Raw genomic sequence first — 16248 nt, 5'->3', positions numbered from 1 at the left:
CTCTCGACAGACCACTCGCGCGCACGTCCGGCAGACCGACGCCCGCGCGTCCGGGGGACGTCGTCAACAACGCCGCAGAGCGCGTCGCGCGTCCTGCGGAACGCCGTGCTGCCCTCGTTTCGTGGCATGCGGACCGAGATTCCTCGAGCGTGTCTGTCCCCATCGACGCGCCAGGGGGGTTACTCTCATCGGCGTGATTCCCATGCGTCGTTGCTGCCGTCCAGGCTGCAAGAATCCGGCCGTCGCGACGCTCACCTATGTGTACTCGGACTCGACGGCAGTGGTCGGACCACTCGCGACGGTCGCCGAACCGCACTCCTGGGATCTCTGCGAAACGCACGGCTCACGCATCACCGCTCCGAAAGGCTGGGAACTGGTTCGCCACGAAGGCGGATTCTCCTCCAGCACACCGGACGACGACGATCTGACCGCGCTCGCCGAGGCGGTGCGGGAGGCCGGGCTGCGCCGCCGCCCGCCGGAGCGCGAGCAGCGCGGCTACCACGACTACTCTCCCCCGCCGCCGCGTACCACGCGAACGGGTCGCCGCGGCCATCTGCGCGTCCTGCCCGACCCGCCGTCCTGATCGACGAGGACGGTGTCGGACCGGTCCGGCGCAACCACTAGGGTGTTGGGCATGACAGTCGCCCGCTCTGCCGAATTCGTGAACGCGGTGATCAAGGCCTACGACGTTCGCGGTGTGGTCGGTGAACAGATCGACACGGAATTCGTCAGGGATGTCGGCGCGTCCTTCGCCCGGCTGATGCGCGCCGAGGGCGCGCACCGGATCGTCATCGGACACGACATGCGCGACTCCTCACCCGAGCTGTCGGCCGCCTTCGCCGACGGCGCGCTCGGCCAGGGCCTGGACGTAGTGCACATCGGCCTCGCGTCCACCGACCAGCTGTACTTCGCTTCCGGCCGCCTGGACTGCCCCGGCGCCATGTTCACCGCCAGTCACAACCCGGCCCGGTACAACGGCATCAAGCTGTGCCGCGCCAAAGCCCTTCCGGTCGGGCAGGACACCGGTCTGGCCACCATCAAGAACGAGCTGATCGAGGGCGTGCCCGCGTACGCGGGCGAGCGCGGCGCCGCGACCGAACTGGACCTGCTGGCCGAATACGCGGAGTTCCTGCGCGGCCTGGTCGAACTCGGCGGCATCCGGCCCCTCACCATCGCGGTGGACGCGGGCAACGGCATGGGCGGACACACGGTGCCCGCGGTGCTGGGCGCGCTGCCCCAGGTGAAGATCGTGCCGTTGTACTTCGAGCTGGACGGCAACTTCCCGAACCACGAGGCCAACCCGCTCGACCCGGCCAACCTGGTGGACCTGCAGAAGCTGGTCCGCGAATCCGGCGCGGACATCGGCTTGGCCTTCGACGGCGACGCCGACCGCTGCTTCGTGGTCGACGAGAACGGCGAGCCGGTGTCGCCGTCCGCGATCACCGCCCTGGTCGCCGAGCGCGAGCTGGGCAAGGAGCCCGGCGCGGTGATCATCCACAACCTGATCACCTCCCGAGCCGTGCCGGAACTGGTGCACGAGCTGGGCGGGACGCCGGTGCGCACCCGGGTCGGCCACTCGTTCATCAAGCAGGAGATGGCCGCCACCGGAGCGGTGTTCGGCGGCGAGCACTCCGCGCACTACTACTTCCGCGACTTCTGGGGCGCCGACTCCGGGATGCTCGCCGCGCTGCACGTGCTGGCCGCGCTCGGCGAGAAGGACCGGCCGGTGTCGGATCTGATGGCGTCCTACGCGACATACGCGGCCTCCGGCGAGATCAACTCCACGGTGGCCGACGCCGCGGCGCGGACGTCGGCCGTGGTGGACGCCTTCGCGGACCGGGCGCACTCGGTCGACCGCCTCGACGGGGTGACCGTGCAGCTGGCCGACAACGCCTGGTTCAACCTGCGCGCGTCGAACACCGAGCCGTTGCTCCGGCTGAATGTCGAGGCCCGATCGGCGGAGGAAGTAGACGCACTCGTGACCGAGATCCTGAGCATCGTGCGCTCCTGACTGGAATAGTGGAATCACAGGCCTTGGATTCGCCCGGCTCGGTCTCGGTGTGGCAGCTGGACCGGGTGGGCGCGGGGGCGGAAAAGATACAGCGCGATGAGGGGAGGTGGGACGCCCGATGATCGCTGGAACACCGGTGCTCGACCTCGACGATGCCGCTTCACTCGAGGCCGCCGACGCAGGCGGCGCCCTTCGTTCGGCCGCCTCGGGCGGCGCCCAGGTGCGCGCGACCGCGGCCGCCGTGGGTGAGCACGCGCTCGCCCGATTGGCCGATCTGCGGCCACGCAGCGTGGTGCTGGTCTCCGGTTCCGGACGTGCCGCACGTGCCGCAGGACTGCTCGTGGCCGCACTCGGGGACCGCGCGGGCCTGCCCGTCGTGCCCGCCGCCGCCCTCCCGCCGTGGGTCGGGCCGCTCGACGTCGTCCTGGTCTCCGGCGACGACGCGGGTGATCCCCGCCTGATCGATGCCGTCGACCGGGCGCTGCGCCGCGGCGCCGAGGTGGTCGTCGCCGCGCCGCACGAGGGGCCGCTGCGCGCCGCCGCGGCCGGTCGCGCCGCCGTTCTGGAACCCAGGGTGCAGGTGCTCGGGCACAACCGCCTGTTGCGCTTCCTGGCCGCCGGAATCGCGGTCCTGCGCGCGGTCGACCCCCAGCGCACCGGATCCGCCGTGCCCGAACTCGCCGAACTGGCCGACGTGCTGGACGCGGAGGCGCTGCGCGACGGCCCGCACAACGAGGTCTTCCACAACCCCGCCAAGACGCTGGCGGCCCGCATGCAGCAGCGGGGCATCGTGCTCGCGGGCGATTCGCCCGCCGCCGCCGAACTGGCCGAGCACGGCGCCGAGGTGCTGCTGCAGACCGCGGGCAAGGTGGCCACCGCGGTGGATCTGGCCGAGGCCGTGTCGGCGCGGACCCGGATCGCCGAGGCGGCGGGCGAACCCGCGCCCGGCTTCGACCCGATGTTCCACGACGAGGAGCTGGACGGCCCCGCGCCCGTGGAGCGCATCCGGGTGTTCGTGCTCAGCGCCGATCGCGATCGTGCGGCCGCACGCCGCCGCGTCGCGATCTTCGGCGGTGGTGGACCGAATCTGGTGGACGCCGACCTGGTGAACGCCGATGTCGATCTGCTGCACACCGAGATGACCGACCCCGCCGCTCCCGCGCAGGCCCACGCCGAAGAGCCCGCGCAGGCGAACGGCACCGAACTCGAGGAACTCGCGGTGCTCGCGCTGCGACTGGAGATGGCCGCCGCCTACCTGCGGTTGATCGGCGCGCGTACCGCCGCCACCGACGGCCAGGGGCAGTACGGGGGAAGCTACTAGTGCACGAACTCGTTGGTGCGCTGCGCTCGTATGCCTGGGGCTCGCGCACCGCGCTCGCTCGGCTGTGCGGCAGGCCGGTGCCGTCGGCGCATCCGGAAGCGGAATTGTGGTTCGGCGCGCACCCGGCCGACCCGGCTTACGTCAGGATCGAAGACACTTCCACCTCGCTGCTGGAACTGATCGCCGCCGACCCGGACCGGGAGCTGGGCTCGGCCGCAACCAGGTTCGGCGAGAAGCTGCCGTTCCTGCTCAAGGTCCTCGCCGCGGAGGAGCCGCTGTCGTTGCAGGCGCACCCGAGCACCGACCAGGCGCGGGCCGGCTTCGACCGGGAGAATCTGGCGAAGGTGCCGTTGGATTCCCCGCTGCGCAACTACCGCGACGACAATCACAAACCCGAGCTGGTCGTCGCGCTGGAGCGCTTCGAGGCGCTGGCCGGTTTCCGCGAGCCGCACCGCACCGTCGCCTTGTTGCGCGCGCTGGCGGTGGACGGATTGCGCTCCTACTGCGAACTCCTCGCCGCCCAGCCGGATTCCGCGGGTTTGCGCACCTTGTTCACCACCTGGATCACGCTGCCGCAGCACGTGCTGGCCACGCTGCTGCCCGAAGTGCTGGATGGCTGCGTGCGATATCTGTCCGGCAAAGGCACGCGCGAGTTCACCGCCGAGGCGCGCACCACGCTCGAACTGGCCGAGGCCTACCCCGGCGACGCCGGTGTGCTGGCGGCACTGCTGCTGAACCGAGTGACCTTGGAGCCGGGCCAGGGCTTGTTCATGGCGGCCGGGAATCTGCACGCCTACCTGCGCGGAGTGGGTGTGGAGATCATGGCCAACTCCGACAACGTGCTGCGCTGCGGTCTCACCCCCAAGCACGTCGACGTGCCGGAGCTGTTGCGTGTGCTGGATTTCGAGCCGATCGGCCTGCCGGTCGTGCTGCCCGAACCGGCCGGTGACGGATCGGTGCGCTATCGCACGCCCGCCCCCGAGTTCGCGCTGCGCCGCTTCGACCTGGTCCCCGGGTCCGCGCGGGTGCCGCTGACCGCGGCGGGGCCGGGCATCGTGCTGTGCACGGCGGGAACGGTGCGCCTGTTCCGCGACGGCTCGTCGCTGGAACTCACTCGCGGCGGCGCGGCGTGGATCTCCGCCGCCGACACCGATATCCGCGCCCAAGCGGTGGACGGTCACGTGCAGCTGTTCTGCGCGTGTGTGGGTGCGGCCGGCTGACCGATCCGGAACGCCTATCCCCAGGTGCCCTAGTCTGTTCGCGGGTATCTCGAAAACAGAGAGGACATGCTTCCATGTCGGCTGGCGGTGGCAAGAAGGCGATCATCGCGGCGTTGACCGCGAACGCGGGGATCGCCGCGGCGAAATTCGTCGGTGCGGCGATCACGGGTTCGGGGTCGATGCTCGCCGAGGCCGTGCACTCCGTGGCCGACACGGGCAACCAGGGACTGCTGCTGCTGGGGCAGCAGCGTGCCGCGAAGGAAGCCGACGAGCTGCACCCGTTCGGGTACGCGCGCAACCGCTACTTCTATTCGTTCATCGTGGCGCTTGTGCTGTTCACCCTCGGCTCCGGTTACGCCGTCTACGAGGGCATCCACAAGATCCAGCACCCCGAGGAGCTGAGTTCGCCGATCGTGGCGGTCGTCATCCTGGTGCTCGCGATCGCGTTGGAGTCCTACAGCTTCACCACGGCGGTGCGCGAGTCCGCGCCGCTCAAAGGCAACGCGAGCTGGTGGCGGTTCATCCGCAATTCGCGCAGTCCGGAGCTTCCGGTGGTGCTGCTGGAGGACACCGGCGCCCTGATCGGTCTGGTCTTCGCGTTCGCGGGCGTCGGCCTGACCATGCTCACCCACGACCCGATCTGGGACGGCATCGGCACCCTGGCCATCGGCGGCCTGCTCGGCGTCATCGCGGTGGTGCTCATCGTGGAGATGCAGAGCTTGCTGATCGGTGAGGGCGCAACGCCGGAGGAGAATCGGCGGATCCGGACGAGCCTGGTCGACGAGACCCGCATCGATCGGGTGATCCACCTCAAGACGCAGTATCTCGGCCCGGACGAATTGCTCGTGGCCGCGAAGATCGGCGTGGTGCCCGGTCTCGACGTCGCCGCGATCGCCGACGCCATCGATGACGCCGAGTCCCGCGTCCGCGCGGCGGTCCCCGCGGCGCGCGTCATCTACCTCGAACCCGATCTCTACCGCACCGAACTCGCCAAGGGATAGGTCCGCCCAGAGCGGAGACGGTGCCTCGCACGGCGCGCGAGTCTGTGCGGGGACCGGCGATGAACGGGCTGTTCAGCGGTGCTGGAAAGCGGGAGTGCGTAAGAGGTCGAGCGGATCGGTGCGGATGGTGAAGCGTTCGCGCAGGGCGTGGCGCGCGGCGTGCAGCCCGCTCATGCCGTGCACCCCGGGGCCGGGTGGAGTGGCGGACGAGCACAGATAGACACCGGGGATCGGTGTGGCATAGGGATTCCAGCGCGGGGCGGGGCGGAACGCGAACTGCCGCAACGTCATCGCGCCCGCGGAGATGTCGCCGCCGATGTAGTTGGCGTTGTGCGAGGGCATTTCCGCGGCGGTGATCACGTTCCTGGCGACGATCAGATCGCGGAAGCCCGGCGCGAACCGCTCGACCTGAGCGATCACGTCCTCGCTGACATCGCGGGTGGAGCCGTTGGGCACGTGGGCGTAGGTGTAGAAGGTGTGGCCGCCGGCGGGCGCGCGGGTGGAATCGACCACACCGGGCTGGATGGACAGCACATAGGGCCGTTCGGCGTGCCGTCCCATGGCCACGGCGTGCTCGGCGGCCATGGCCTCGGCGCGGGTGCCGATGACATGTACCGTTCCGGCCAGCGCGCAGCCCTCGGCCTGCCACGGCACCGGCCCGGAGAGCGCGAAGTCGATCTTGCACGCCGCGCCGCCGTACCGGAAACGCCGCAACCGCTTCGCATACCGCGCGGGCAACCGGTGCTCGGCGATCCGCAGCAGTTCGGCAGGGGCGAGATCGAGCAGAACCGCGCGGGCATCGGCGAACTCGTCGATCGAGTCGACCCGGTGCCCGGTGTGCACCCGGCCGCCGAGACGTTCGAGTTCGGCGATGAGCGCGTCGGGAATGGCCTGACTGCCGCCACGCGGTATCACCCAGCCTCCGACATGCGCCAGCGTGCCGAGCAGCAGTGCGGCGCCCGCGGCCGTGATCGCGCGCGGCGGGATGATCGCGTGGGTGGCGATACCGGTCAGCAGGGCGGGTGCGACCTGCTCGCGGAACCTGATGTCCCACAGCGGCGAGCCCTGCTCCACCGTGCGCAGGCCGAAACGGATCGCGGTGGCGAGCCCGGAGGGGATGCGGCGCAGATCCGACATCGCGATGTCGACCACGTCGGGCCAGTGCCGCACCAGCGGCGCGAACAGCTTGCGCCAGGTCGGGCCGTCGGGACCGAGAGCCTCGACCGTCCGTTCCAGGTCCCGCCAGGCCAGCCCGGCTACGCCGCCGTCGAGCGGATGGGCGTAGGAGACCTCCGGCGCGAGCAGCTCGACGCCGTGCGCGGACAGATCGAACGCCCGGAAGAACGGGGAGGCCGCCGCCATCGGATGCGCGCCGGCACACACGTCGTGCCGGTAGCCGGGCAGGGTCAGTTCCGCTGTGCGGGAACCACCCCCGGCCGTATCCTCGGCCTCGTACACCTCCACGGCGAGCCCCGCCCGGGCCAGGATCACCGCGGCGGCGAGCCCGTTCGGTCCGGAACCGACTACCACCACATCAGCCATAACCCCACGCTACCGGCCCGACCGACCTTCGACGCGCTCGCCGACACCACCCCCGCGCGACCGACACCCCGACCCAGCAGCAGTCCGAGCATCGGGCTCACCACTCCTGGCACGGACTCCGGTACGTGCGCGGCCGGTCACCGAGCACGCTCCGTGTTCATCGACGAGAGCCGGAAGGTGCGAACCCGCCGCTAGCGCGCACCGACCGCGGCGAGCCACGCCGCCACCAAGAGTTCACCTCGCTGATGTCGCAGCCGCGGTCGGAGACGACCTCCGCGTTCGAGGGTGACCAGGCCGTGCAGGGTGCTCCAGGCGACCTCGGCGCGAGCGCCGAGGTCGGATTCGCCGACGAACGGGCGCAACATGGCTTCCAGCTCGCCGAACGCCTCGCGCAGCGGCAGGGGCGCTTCCGGTCCGAAGGTGAGATCGGTGTTCATCAGGAACATCGCGTCGTAGAGCGCCGGGTTGGCCGCGGTGAATCCCAGGTAGGCCCGCGACACCGCGCGCAGTCGGTCGGCATCGTCGGAGTCCTCGGCTCGCGCCTGTCGCAAGACCTCGGTGAGTTCGGTGAATCCCCGCTCCGCGACCGCGGAGACGATCGCAGACTTCCCCGCGAAGTGGCTGTACAGCACGGGTTGGCTGGATTCGATCCGTTCGGCGATACGACGCACGGTGACCGCCTCCCACCCCTGCGCTTCGGCGAGTTCGCGTGCGGTGTCGATGATGCGCTGCCTGCGTTCGGCCCGCTCGCCTTCCTTGCGCGTGTGAGTGGTCATGGCTTGATTCTAGCGTTGCTAGACAAGCTATCGAAGCTCAATTATGATCGCTACCAGTTCTAGCGCCGCTAGATTTCGAAGCCGAGACTTCCTGCCAGGAGCACCGCCATGACCCTCTCCCGCATCGCCACCGTCCTGTCCCTGATCGGCGCCGCGTTCATCCTCTACATCGGGATCAGCTACCTGTTCGCGCCGGACACCATCGCTCCCGGCTTCGGCCTGCCCGCGTGGCCGGACGGTGAGGCGGCGGCGTTCATGAACCTCAAAGGCGTGCGGGACACCGTCTTCGGCGTGTTGATCCTGGTCCTGCTCGGCCTGCGCCAGCGGTACGCGCTCGGCATCGTGACTTCGGTGGTCGCGCTCGTGCCGGTCGGTGACATGCTCACCGTGCTCAGCTGGAACGGTTCCGCCGCCGCGGCATTCGGCATTCACGGCCTGACCGCCGTCCTGGTGGCGCTGACCGGTGGGCTGTTGATCCGGGAGCACAGTCTGGACAAGCGCCGCGCCGCCGATCCGGTCGCCGTGGCCGCCTGAGGCGACGTAGCGGGAGCGCGTGATCCAGAACACTTTCCGGGACCGCCGATGACTTTCCGAAGCCCGCTCCGTCCGCACCATCGAACGCACGACGAGCAAGGAGATCGACATGGCGACCAAGCCGCACGGGCCCGCGTCCTACTTTCCCTCCATCGAGGCCAAATACGGCCGCGCCATCGAGGAGTGGAAGGCCGCCATGCGCGACACCGGACTGACCTCGCACAAAGAACTCGTCGAATGGCTGAAGACCGAGCACGGATTCGGGCACGGCCACGCCACCGCGCTCACCCAGCACCACCTGAATCCGGAGAAATGGGCGGCCTGACCCCGGACGCTGGGTGAAATGACGAAGGGCCCGCGGATCAGCGAATCCGCGGGCCCTTCGTCATTTCACCCAGCGGCCGGGCGACTGCCACGCCTCAGCCCGACGCTACGGATGGCCTCTCTCCCACCGCCGTCAAGCCTTGACCAGATCTGCGGCCTCGGCCTCCTGCGTGAGCGCCGCCTCCGGCGTCCCGTGGCCGTCGTCGACCATGGTCCGCTCGTCGAAGGGCATCTTGCGGTCGAGCACCTCGCGCACCCGGTCGACGTCGACGGTCTTGGTCCAGGTGCCGATCAGCACCGTGGCCACCGCGTTGCCGGAGAAGTTGGTCAGCGCCCGTGCCTCGGACATGAAGCGGTCGATGCCGACGATCAAGCCGACGCCGTCGAGGAGTTCGGGCCGATGGCTCTGCAATCCGCCCGCCAGCGTGGCCAGCCCCGCGCCGGTGACACCCGCCGCGCCCTTGGACGCGACGATCATGAACAGCAGCAGCCCGACTTGCTCGCCGATGGACAGCGGCTTGCCCATCGCCTCGGCGATGAACAGCGACGCCATGGTCAGGTAGATGGCGGTGCCGTCCAGATTGAACGAATAGCCGGTCGGCACGACGACGCCCACAGTGGTGCGTTCCACGCCCAGGTGGTCCATCTTCGCGATCAGCCGTGGCAGCGCCGATTCCGACGACGAGGTCGCGAGGATCAGCAGGTACTCCCGCGCGAGGTAGCGGACCAGCTTGAAGATCGACACCCGCGAGACGCTCCACAGCAGCACCCCGAGCACACCGAAGACGAACACCAGGCAGGTGAGGTAGAAGGCGACCATCAGCGTGCCCAGCTTCACCACGGCGTCCAGGCCGGTCTTGCCGACCACGTTGGCGATCGCGCCGAACGCACCGATCGGCGCCAGCCACAGGATCATCACCAGGATCCGGAACACGAGTTTCTGCAGCAGCGCCACGCCGCGCAGGATCGGCTCGCCCGTCGTGCCCATCGCCTGCACCGCGAAACCGACCAGCAGCGCGACGAACAGCGCCTGCAGGACATTGCCCGTGGTGAGCGACGACAACAGAGTGGACGGGACGATGTTCTGGATGAATTCCCAGGTGCCGCCCGCGCTGTGCGCGGTGTTGGCCAGGTCGTGACCGGCCTTGGTCGACTTGGCGATGTTCAATCCCGCGCCGGGTTGCAGCAGATTGCCGACGACCAGACCGATCCCGAGCGCGATGGTCGACATGACCAGGAAGTAGCCGATGGCCAGCCCGCCGACCTTGCCGACGGTGGCCGCCGCGCGCACCGAGCCGATTCCGAGCACGATGGTGCAGAAGATGACGGGAGCGATCATCATCTTGATGAGGTTGACGAAGATGGTCCCCAGCGGGGCGAACGACTGCGCGGTGCCGGGCGCCAGCCAGCCGACGAGGACGCCCGCCACCACCGCCACGATGACGGCCAGATACAGCCAATGGGTGCGGTCGCGCCGCGTTCGGGTCGAGTCGCTCATAGCGAGGATTTCCCTTCGAAAGGTACCGACGCGAACTGACTCACGCCTTCCAGGCAGAATGATGGTCGGCCGGGTGATCCCGGTCACTGTTTGGTGCATTACGTTCAGCGGAGGCAGAGCTTGTGAGACGCGGTCGGCTCTCCCTCGCCGGGCAGGCGTTCGTCTTCCAGTTGGTCGTACTCGCGGTGATGATCGCGATCGGTGTGGTGCTCGCGGTCCTGGACGCCAGGCACGACAGCGACGTCACCACCACCAGGGAGGTCACCGATGTCGCGGTGAGCGTGGCCGACGCGCCCTCCACCATCGAGGCACTGCGCGGCACGGATCCGACGGCGCGGTTGCAGCCGGTGACCGAGGAGATCCGGCGCGAGACCGGCATGGACTTCATCGTGGTCATGGCGCCGGACCGCACGCGCTATACGCACACCAATCCGGCCATGATCGGGCTGCCGTTCAGCGGCACCATCGATCGCGCGCTGGCCGGGGAGACCTTCACCGAGACCTTCACCGGCACACTGGGCCCCTCCATCCGGGCGGTGACTCCGGTGCACGACAACGGGCGGATCGTCGCATTGGTCTCCGCGGGAGTGACGCGGGCGAAGATCGGCGACCAGGTCGCCACTCAGCTCCCGGTGATCCTCGGCGTCGCCGGCGCGGGTCTGCTGCTGGCCGCGGGCGGATCGTTCCTGCTCAGCCGCAGGCTACGGCGGCAGACCCACGGCTTGGCGCCCGACGAGCTGCGCGCGATGTACGAGCACCACGACGCGGTCCTGCACTCGGTGCACGAGGGCCTGGTGGTGTTCGGGCCCTCCGGGGAGGACGCCGAGGTGGTCAACGACGAGGCGCGCCGCCTGCTCGACCTGCCCCCGGGCGACGTCCGGCGCAGCGATCTCCCGCTGTCGTTGCAGCGGATGAGCTGGGGCACCGTCCGTGACGAGATGCACGTGACCACCGACCGGATCCTGCTGGTCAACCAGGACACCGTGGAGTGGGAAGGCCGGGCGATCGGCACCGTGATGACCATCCGCGACCACACCGAATTGCAGTCGGTGATGGGCGAACTCGATTCCGTGCGCGGCTTCGCGGCATCGTTGCAGGCGCAGGCGCACGAATCCGCCAACCGTTTGCACACCGTGGTCACCATGGTCGAGCTCGGCCGCCACCGGGAGGCGGTCGAGTTCGCCACCGCGGAACTCGAACTGTCCCAGTCGCTGATCGACCGGCTGTTCGCCGCGGTGGGCGCGCCCGCCCTGGCCGCCTTGCTGCTCGGCAAGGTGAATCAGGCCGCCGAACGCGGCATCGAGCTGACGATCACCGATGACACCGCGCTCGACTCGGTGGACCCGCTGTCCCCGCACGAGACCGTCACGCTCGTGGGCAATCTCGTCGACAACGCCATCGATGCCGCGGCGGACAGTACGTCCGGCTGGGTGGAGGTCACCTTGCGACACCAGCGCGCGGACGCCACGGACGAGTCCCTGCTCTACATCCGGGTGGCCGACAGCGGCCCCGGCATGTCGGCGGAGATGTTCGCGCGCGCGTCCCAGCGGGGTTATTCGACCAAGACCGATCACCACGGGCTCGGACTCGCGCTGGTCCACCGGTTGGTAGCCCGCCACGGGGGAAGCATCCGCACGCAACGGGACCCCGAAAGCGCGGTGACCGTGACGATTCCACGGAAGGAAGCACGATGATTCGTGTGCTGATCGTCGAGGACGAGCCGCTGATCGCCGAGGCGCACCGCGCCTATGTGGAGCGCATCGCCGGATTCACGCCCGTCGGCGTCGTTCATACCGGGCGCGAGGCGATGCGCGCGGCGGCCGACGCCGCGGCCGAGGGCACGCCGATCGACCTGGTGCTGATGGACATCGGCCTGCCGGACGCGAGCGGCCTCGACGTGGCCGCCGCGCTGACCGGCCTGGCACCGCGCCCGGACGTCATCGCCATCACCTCCGCCCGCGACCTGGCCATGGTGCGCACCGCCGTATCGCACGGGGTCGTGCTGTATCTGCTGAAGCCGTTCACCTTCGCCGCGTTCCGCGACAAGCTGGAGCGGTATCGGGAGTTCCGCACCGCACTTCCGGCCGGTGAGAGCGCCATCTCCCAGCACGACATCGATCGGGCGCTGAGCGCGCTGCGCACCCCCGACCAGCGCGCGGCCACCCCCAAGGGCGTCGCACCGCAGACCCTCGACGAGATCTCCCGCACCGTGCGTGCGGCCGAAGCCGAGGGCGTGACGGCCGCGGACACCGCGACCTCGATCGGCGTCTCGCGCATCACCGCCTGGCGCTACCTGGAGAAATTGGCCGATGACGGTCTGGTCGTGCGCCGCTCGGACTACGGAAGGGCCGGACGCCCGAAGACCCGCTACGTCTGGAAGACCACGACCGGCTGATCAGACCGGCTCCGGCGCCTGCGCGCGCTGACCGAGGCGCACCGGCATCCGCTCGTAGCCGTGCAGGGTGAACAGCGCCCGACGCTTGGGCTGACCGTCCAGGCGCAGGTCCGGAAAACGCTCGAACAGGGCTTGCAACGCGTAGACGCCTTCCATCCTGGCCAGACTGGCCCCGAGACAGACGTGCACGCCGCTGCTGAAGGACAGGTGCTCCTTGGCGTTGGCCCGCCCGACATCGAACCGGCCGGGCTCGGCGAACATCGCCGGGTCGCGGTTGGCGCCGGCCAACGACAGCACCACCGTGTTGCCCTCGCGCACCGTCATCCCATCGATCTCGACGTCGGTCAGCGCGGTCCGTGCGGTGGTCTGCACCGGCGAGTCGAAGCGCAGGATCTCCTCGACGGCGTTGGGCCACAGCTCCGGCTCGTCGCGCAGCCGCTCGAGCTGATCCGGATGGGTCAGCAGTTGTGCGACACCGTTGCCGATCAGGTTGACCGTCGTCTCGAAACCGGCGCCCATGAGCAGGCTGGCGGTGGCTTTGAGCGCGTCGGAATCCAGCTCACCGGTGGTGACCAGGGTGGAGAGGATGTCCTCGCCCGGCTCGCGGCGCAATCGTTCGATGTGCCGGTCGAGGTAGGCGTTCATCACCTCCATGGCCAGCAGTGCTCTGCGGTGCGCGCGCCACTCGATGCCGACGTCCAGCAGGGGCGTCATCCGATCGCCCCAGTCGAGGAATTTCGCCTTGTCCTCGTCGGGGAAGCCGAGCATCTCGGAGATGATCGCGATCGGCACCTGGGCGGCGAACGACCGGATCAGGTCCGCCGAACCGTGCGCGGGCAGCGCGTCCAGCAGTTCCTCGGTGACCGTCTCGACGCGGTCGCGCAGCCTGCGGATCGCGCGCGGGGTGAAGGCGGAGGCCACCGGCTTGCGCATCGCCGTGTGCTCCGGCGGATCGATCACCAGCATGGACGGCGGCTCGACCGGATTCGGCGGCAGCGGGAAGCGCTCGGCCAGCTTCTGTAGCGGCTTGGGGATGTTGAAGCTCTCCGTGGTGCGCACGCCGAAACGGCTGTCGCGCAGGATGGACCGGCACAGTTCGTGGTCGAAGGTCGCCCACGCGATCGAGGTGCGCAGCAGCCTTTGCTGCCCGCGCAACCGCTCGATCAGCGGGTATGGGTCGTCGAAGCCCGCGGTCCCGGCCATCAATTCGGCGAACGGGTCACCGCGGCGCGCCTGCATGCGCAGGACGAGCCGAGGCGCGCCCTGCACGGACAACCAGCGGAACCAGTAGTGTGGCTTCATTGTCCAACCCTCGTCGTCGTGGGATGACTCCACCGTACGGAACGCCACCGGGTTGTGGAACGTACTCAGGTCGGATTCGGCGGTTATACCGTGGTAGGAGCCGCTCAGCCGCGCTGCGCGGTGACCCGCTCCGAGGTGATGCGCCGGTCACGCAACGCCGGATCGGGGTTGACCACCTGCACCAGCGAGGCGCCCGCGGCGAGCACCGCGAGATATCCGTCGATCAGTTCGGCCGGTGTGTCCCATGGCGTGCTGGACAGCACCCGGTCCCCCTCGGCGAAGCCTTGGCGCATAGCCGATTTCCGCGCTTCGGCGAGCACCTCGGAGACCGGCATGCCGTCCAGCGCGACACCGGCGCCGCGGGGCAGGAACTGGTCGCCGTGCACGCGTACCGAGGTGGCGAAGTCGGTGACTCCGATCGGCAGGTCGCGCACCGGGGAGCCCATGGCGTCCAGCGACAGCGCCGCGGCCTCGCCCGCGCCGTCGGCGTCGTCCAGGCGATCCGGGGTGACCAGCGCCAGATCGGCGTCCTCGTCGGGGCGCAGCACCACCTCGGTACCCGCCCACCAGCAGCCCAGCAGCACCGCCGCGGTCTGCCAGTGCGCCGGGAGCAGGACGGCGACCCGGGCCCCTGGGCTCAGGCCGAACTCGTCGCGAATCAGGTTGGCGGTCTTGGCCGCCCAGTTCGCCAGCGTCGCGCCGGACAGCTCGATGCGCGCTCCGGTGGCGTCGTCGTAGTAGGTGACCCGCGGGCCCGCGGGTTCGCGGGCGAGGATCGGATCGAGTACCGCTTCGGTGAGAGTGTGTGCCTGGTCGTTATCACGCATGGTTCAGTTCACGCATTTCGGTCCGTTCTGGCCTGCGTCGATCGGTGGAGCGGGTGGGACTGGCGTGGCCGCGGTCGACGTTCCGGACAGATCGAACACCCGGCTCGCCGATGAGCCCGGACCAGAATAGTCGCTCGCCAGCACGACGCTCACCGAATCCGGGGACAGCGCCGGATCCGCGAGCACCGCCAGGCCGCCGAGCGCCTTGGCCACCGCCTGAGCCTTCGGGCTGGAAGTGTCCGCCGCGAGCACCCGGCTGCTGGTCACGCGGTTGCCGCTGTAGTTGGTCACCACGCCTTGACGGAATCCCTTGGTGTTCAGGGCCTGGGCCACCTCGGCCGCGAGTCCGCCGACGCCGCCCGCGTTGTAGACGCTGACGGTCACCGTCGCGGGGTCGAAGCCCGGCTCGGCGGTCCGCGGGGCCGGAGCGTCGCCCACCAGCGACGCGATATAGGACCGGACCGCCTTCGGCTCGACCTTGACCACGGATTCGCCGTTGCCGGTCTCTCCGTTGAGGTCGGCGACCGGAATGGTCTCGAACTTCACCCGGCCGCCGGACAGATCCTTCAACCGCTGCAGGAACGCCAGCACGTCCCAGTCCTCGTCCAGCACGATGGTGCGCCCCACCGCGTCGCTGAGTTGCTGGAGCTTGAGCGGATTGGCCAGCGTCTTCGCGCTGAGCACCTGCTGCACCAGCTGGGCCATGAACACCTGCTGGCGCACGATGCGGTCGATGTCGCCGCGCGGCAGATCGTGACGCTGGCGCACGAAACTCAACGCTCGCGGCCCGTCCAGGCGCTGGCGTCCCGCGGGGAACCGTGCGCCGGACATCCATTCGTCCACCGGGTTCTTCAGGCACACCTCGACCCCGCCGACGGCGTCGGTGAGCAGCGCGAAGCCGAGCAGGCTGACCTCGGCGTAGTGGTCGACGGTGATGCCCGTGAGCCCGGCCACCGTCTTGATCAGCGCCTGCCTGCCCGCCTGCGTGGACTGCCGATCGGCGTCGGCGGCCGAGACCCCTTGATCGGTGAGCTTCTGGATCTGCGTCGCCTTGGTCGCGCCGTAGGCCGAGTTGATCTTGCCCATGCCCAGGCCCGGAATGTTGACGTAGGAGTCGCGCGGGATCGAGATGGCGGTCGCCGAGCGCCCGTCGTTCGGCACGCGCAGCAGCACGATGGTGTCGGTGTTGGTGCCGACCTCGTCGCCCGCGTGCAGCATCGCGCGCTCGGCGTCCGACAGGGGGTTGCCGTGTGCGTCGGTGCGGCTGTCCACACCGACCAGCAAGATGTCCACCGCGCCGTCGCGATTACCGCCGAGACCGAGATCGCCCAGGCGCTCGATGTCGGCGACCAGCGCATCCACGCTGCGCCAGGCGAAGCCGGTGAGCGCCAGCACGATCACGGCGGCGGCTACCGCGATCGAGCGCAGCGGCCCGAAGGACCGGTCGCGCGATCCCCTCGTCCGCGACAACGCCGATGTGCCCCTCCGCTGCGACAA

Annotated in this window: 15 protein-coding genes; 9 read left to right on the top strand and 6 right to left on the bottom strand. The window is 69.6% G+C overall.

Annotated elements, in window-relative coordinates:
• The first annotated feature begins 202 nt into the window (after positions 1 to 202).
• From ACGF7Y_RS29050 to ACGF7Y_RS29030, 5 genes are all read left to right on the top strand, one after another.
• The gene (locus tag ACGF7Y_RS29050; RefSeq protein ID WP_040869368.1) at positions 203 to 583 is read left to right on the top strand and encodes a DUF3499 domain-containing protein; all 381 of its coding nucleotides are present in this window, start codon (positions 203 to 205) and stop codon (positions 581 to 583) included.
• A 51-nt stretch (positions 584 to 634) separates the two neighbouring features.
• Positions 635 to 2011, top strand: a complete 1377-nt coding sequence (locus ACGF7Y_RS29045; protein ID WP_393239163.1) for a phosphomannomutase/phosphoglucomutase — start codon at positions 635 to 637, stop codon at positions 2009 to 2011.
• Positions 2012 to 2129: 118 nt separating this feature from the next.
• Positions 2130 to 3332 (top strand): tobH protein, encoded by a 1203-nt coding sequence (locus ACGF7Y_RS29040; protein WP_393239161.1) that lies wholly within the window; start codon positions 2130 to 2132, stop codon positions 3330 to 3332.
• Positions 3332 to 4552, top strand: coding sequence for a mannose-6-phosphate isomerase, class I (manA, locus tag ACGF7Y_RS29035; RefSeq protein WP_393239158.1), 1221 nt, complete (start codon positions 3332 to 3334; stop codon positions 4550 to 4552). The genes ACGF7Y_RS29040 and manA overlap by 1 nt, the downstream gene beginning before the upstream one ends.
• Before the next feature lie 74 nt (positions 4553 to 4626).
• A complete protein-coding gene (locus ACGF7Y_RS29030; protein ID WP_393239155.1) occupies positions 4627 to 5553 on the top strand; it encodes a cation diffusion facilitator family transporter in 927 nt (308 codons plus the stop codon).
• 72 nt (positions 5554 to 5625) lie between these two features.
• Here ACGF7Y_RS29030 and ACGF7Y_RS29025 read toward each other — a convergent pair whose 3' ends face one another.
• A complete protein-coding gene (locus tag ACGF7Y_RS29025) occupies positions 5626 to 7095 on the bottom strand; it encodes a phytoene desaturase family protein (RefSeq protein ID WP_393239152.1) in 1470 nt (489 codons plus the stop codon).
• A 191-nt stretch (positions 7096 to 7286) separates the two neighbouring features.
• Positions 7287 to 7871, bottom strand: a complete 585-nt coding sequence (locus ACGF7Y_RS29020) for a TetR/AcrR family transcriptional regulator (protein ID WP_393239150.1) — start codon at positions 7869 to 7871, stop codon at positions 7287 to 7289.
• A gap of 108 nt (positions 7872 to 7979) precedes the next feature.
• Here ACGF7Y_RS29020 and ACGF7Y_RS29015 point away from each other — a divergent pair, with 108 nt between their 5' ends.
• Together ACGF7Y_RS29015 and ACGF7Y_RS29010 are read left to right on the top strand one after the other, a co-directional pair.
• Positions 7980 to 8405, top strand: coding sequence for a DUF4267 domain-containing protein (locus ACGF7Y_RS29015; RefSeq protein WP_393239147.1), 426 nt, complete (start codon positions 7980 to 7982; stop codon positions 8403 to 8405).
• A 109-nt stretch (positions 8406 to 8514) separates the two neighbouring features.
• Positions 8515 to 8730, top strand: a complete 216-nt coding sequence (locus tag ACGF7Y_RS29010; protein ID WP_040869261.1) for a DUF4287 domain-containing protein — start codon at positions 8515 to 8517, stop codon at positions 8728 to 8730.
• 132 nt (positions 8731 to 8862) lie between these two features.
• Here ACGF7Y_RS29010 and ACGF7Y_RS29005 read toward each other — a convergent pair whose 3' ends face one another.
• Positions 8863 to 10227 (bottom strand): cation:dicarboxylate symporter family transporter, encoded by a 1365-nt coding sequence (locus ACGF7Y_RS29005; RefSeq protein ID WP_393239144.1) that lies wholly within the window; start codon positions 10225 to 10227, stop codon positions 8863 to 8865.
• A gap of 188 nt (positions 10228 to 10415) precedes the next feature.
• Between ACGF7Y_RS29005 and ACGF7Y_RS29000 the strand changes: the two genes are divergently transcribed.
• Both ACGF7Y_RS29000 and ACGF7Y_RS28995 read left to right on the top strand, forming a co-directional pair.
• On the top strand, positions 10416 to 11921 hold the full coding sequence (locus ACGF7Y_RS29000) for an ATP-binding protein (protein WP_393239312.1): 1506 nt from the start codon (positions 10416 to 10418) through the stop codon (positions 11919 to 11921).
• Positions 11918 to 12622, top strand: coding sequence for a response regulator (locus ACGF7Y_RS28995; protein WP_040869265.1), 705 nt, complete (start codon positions 11918 to 11920; stop codon positions 12620 to 12622). The genes ACGF7Y_RS29000 and ACGF7Y_RS28995 overlap by 4 nt, the downstream gene beginning before the upstream one ends.
• Here the strand turns inward: ACGF7Y_RS28995 and ACGF7Y_RS28990 are convergent, their stop codons facing one another.
• The 3 genes from ACGF7Y_RS28990 to ACGF7Y_RS28980 form a co-directional block, all read right to left on the bottom strand.
• Positions 12623 to 13924, bottom strand: coding sequence for a cytochrome P450 (locus tag ACGF7Y_RS28990; RefSeq protein WP_393239141.1), 1302 nt, complete (start codon positions 13922 to 13924; stop codon positions 12623 to 12625).
• A 104-nt stretch (positions 13925 to 14028) separates the two neighbouring features.
• Complete coding sequence (locus tag ACGF7Y_RS28985) at positions 14029 to 14751, bottom strand: TIGR03089 family protein (RefSeq protein ID WP_393239138.1); 723 nt, start codon at positions 14749 to 14751, stop codon at positions 14029 to 14031.
• A gap of 3 nt (positions 14752 to 14754) precedes the next feature.
• Entirely contained in the window at positions 14755 to 16179 is a 1425-nt protein-coding gene (locus ACGF7Y_RS28980) for an LCP family protein (protein ID WP_393239309.1), read from the bottom strand.
• Between the last annotated feature and the right edge of the window lie 69 nt (positions 16180 to 16248).

The organism is Nocardia sp. NPDC047654 (genome assembly GCF_043205035.1).
Lineage (GTDB): Bacteria > Actinomycetota > Actinomycetes > Mycobacteriales > Mycobacteriaceae > Nocardia.
The sequence above is the reverse complement of the archived record's forward strand: the minus strand, read 5'-3'. Positions and strand labels throughout refer to the sequence as shown.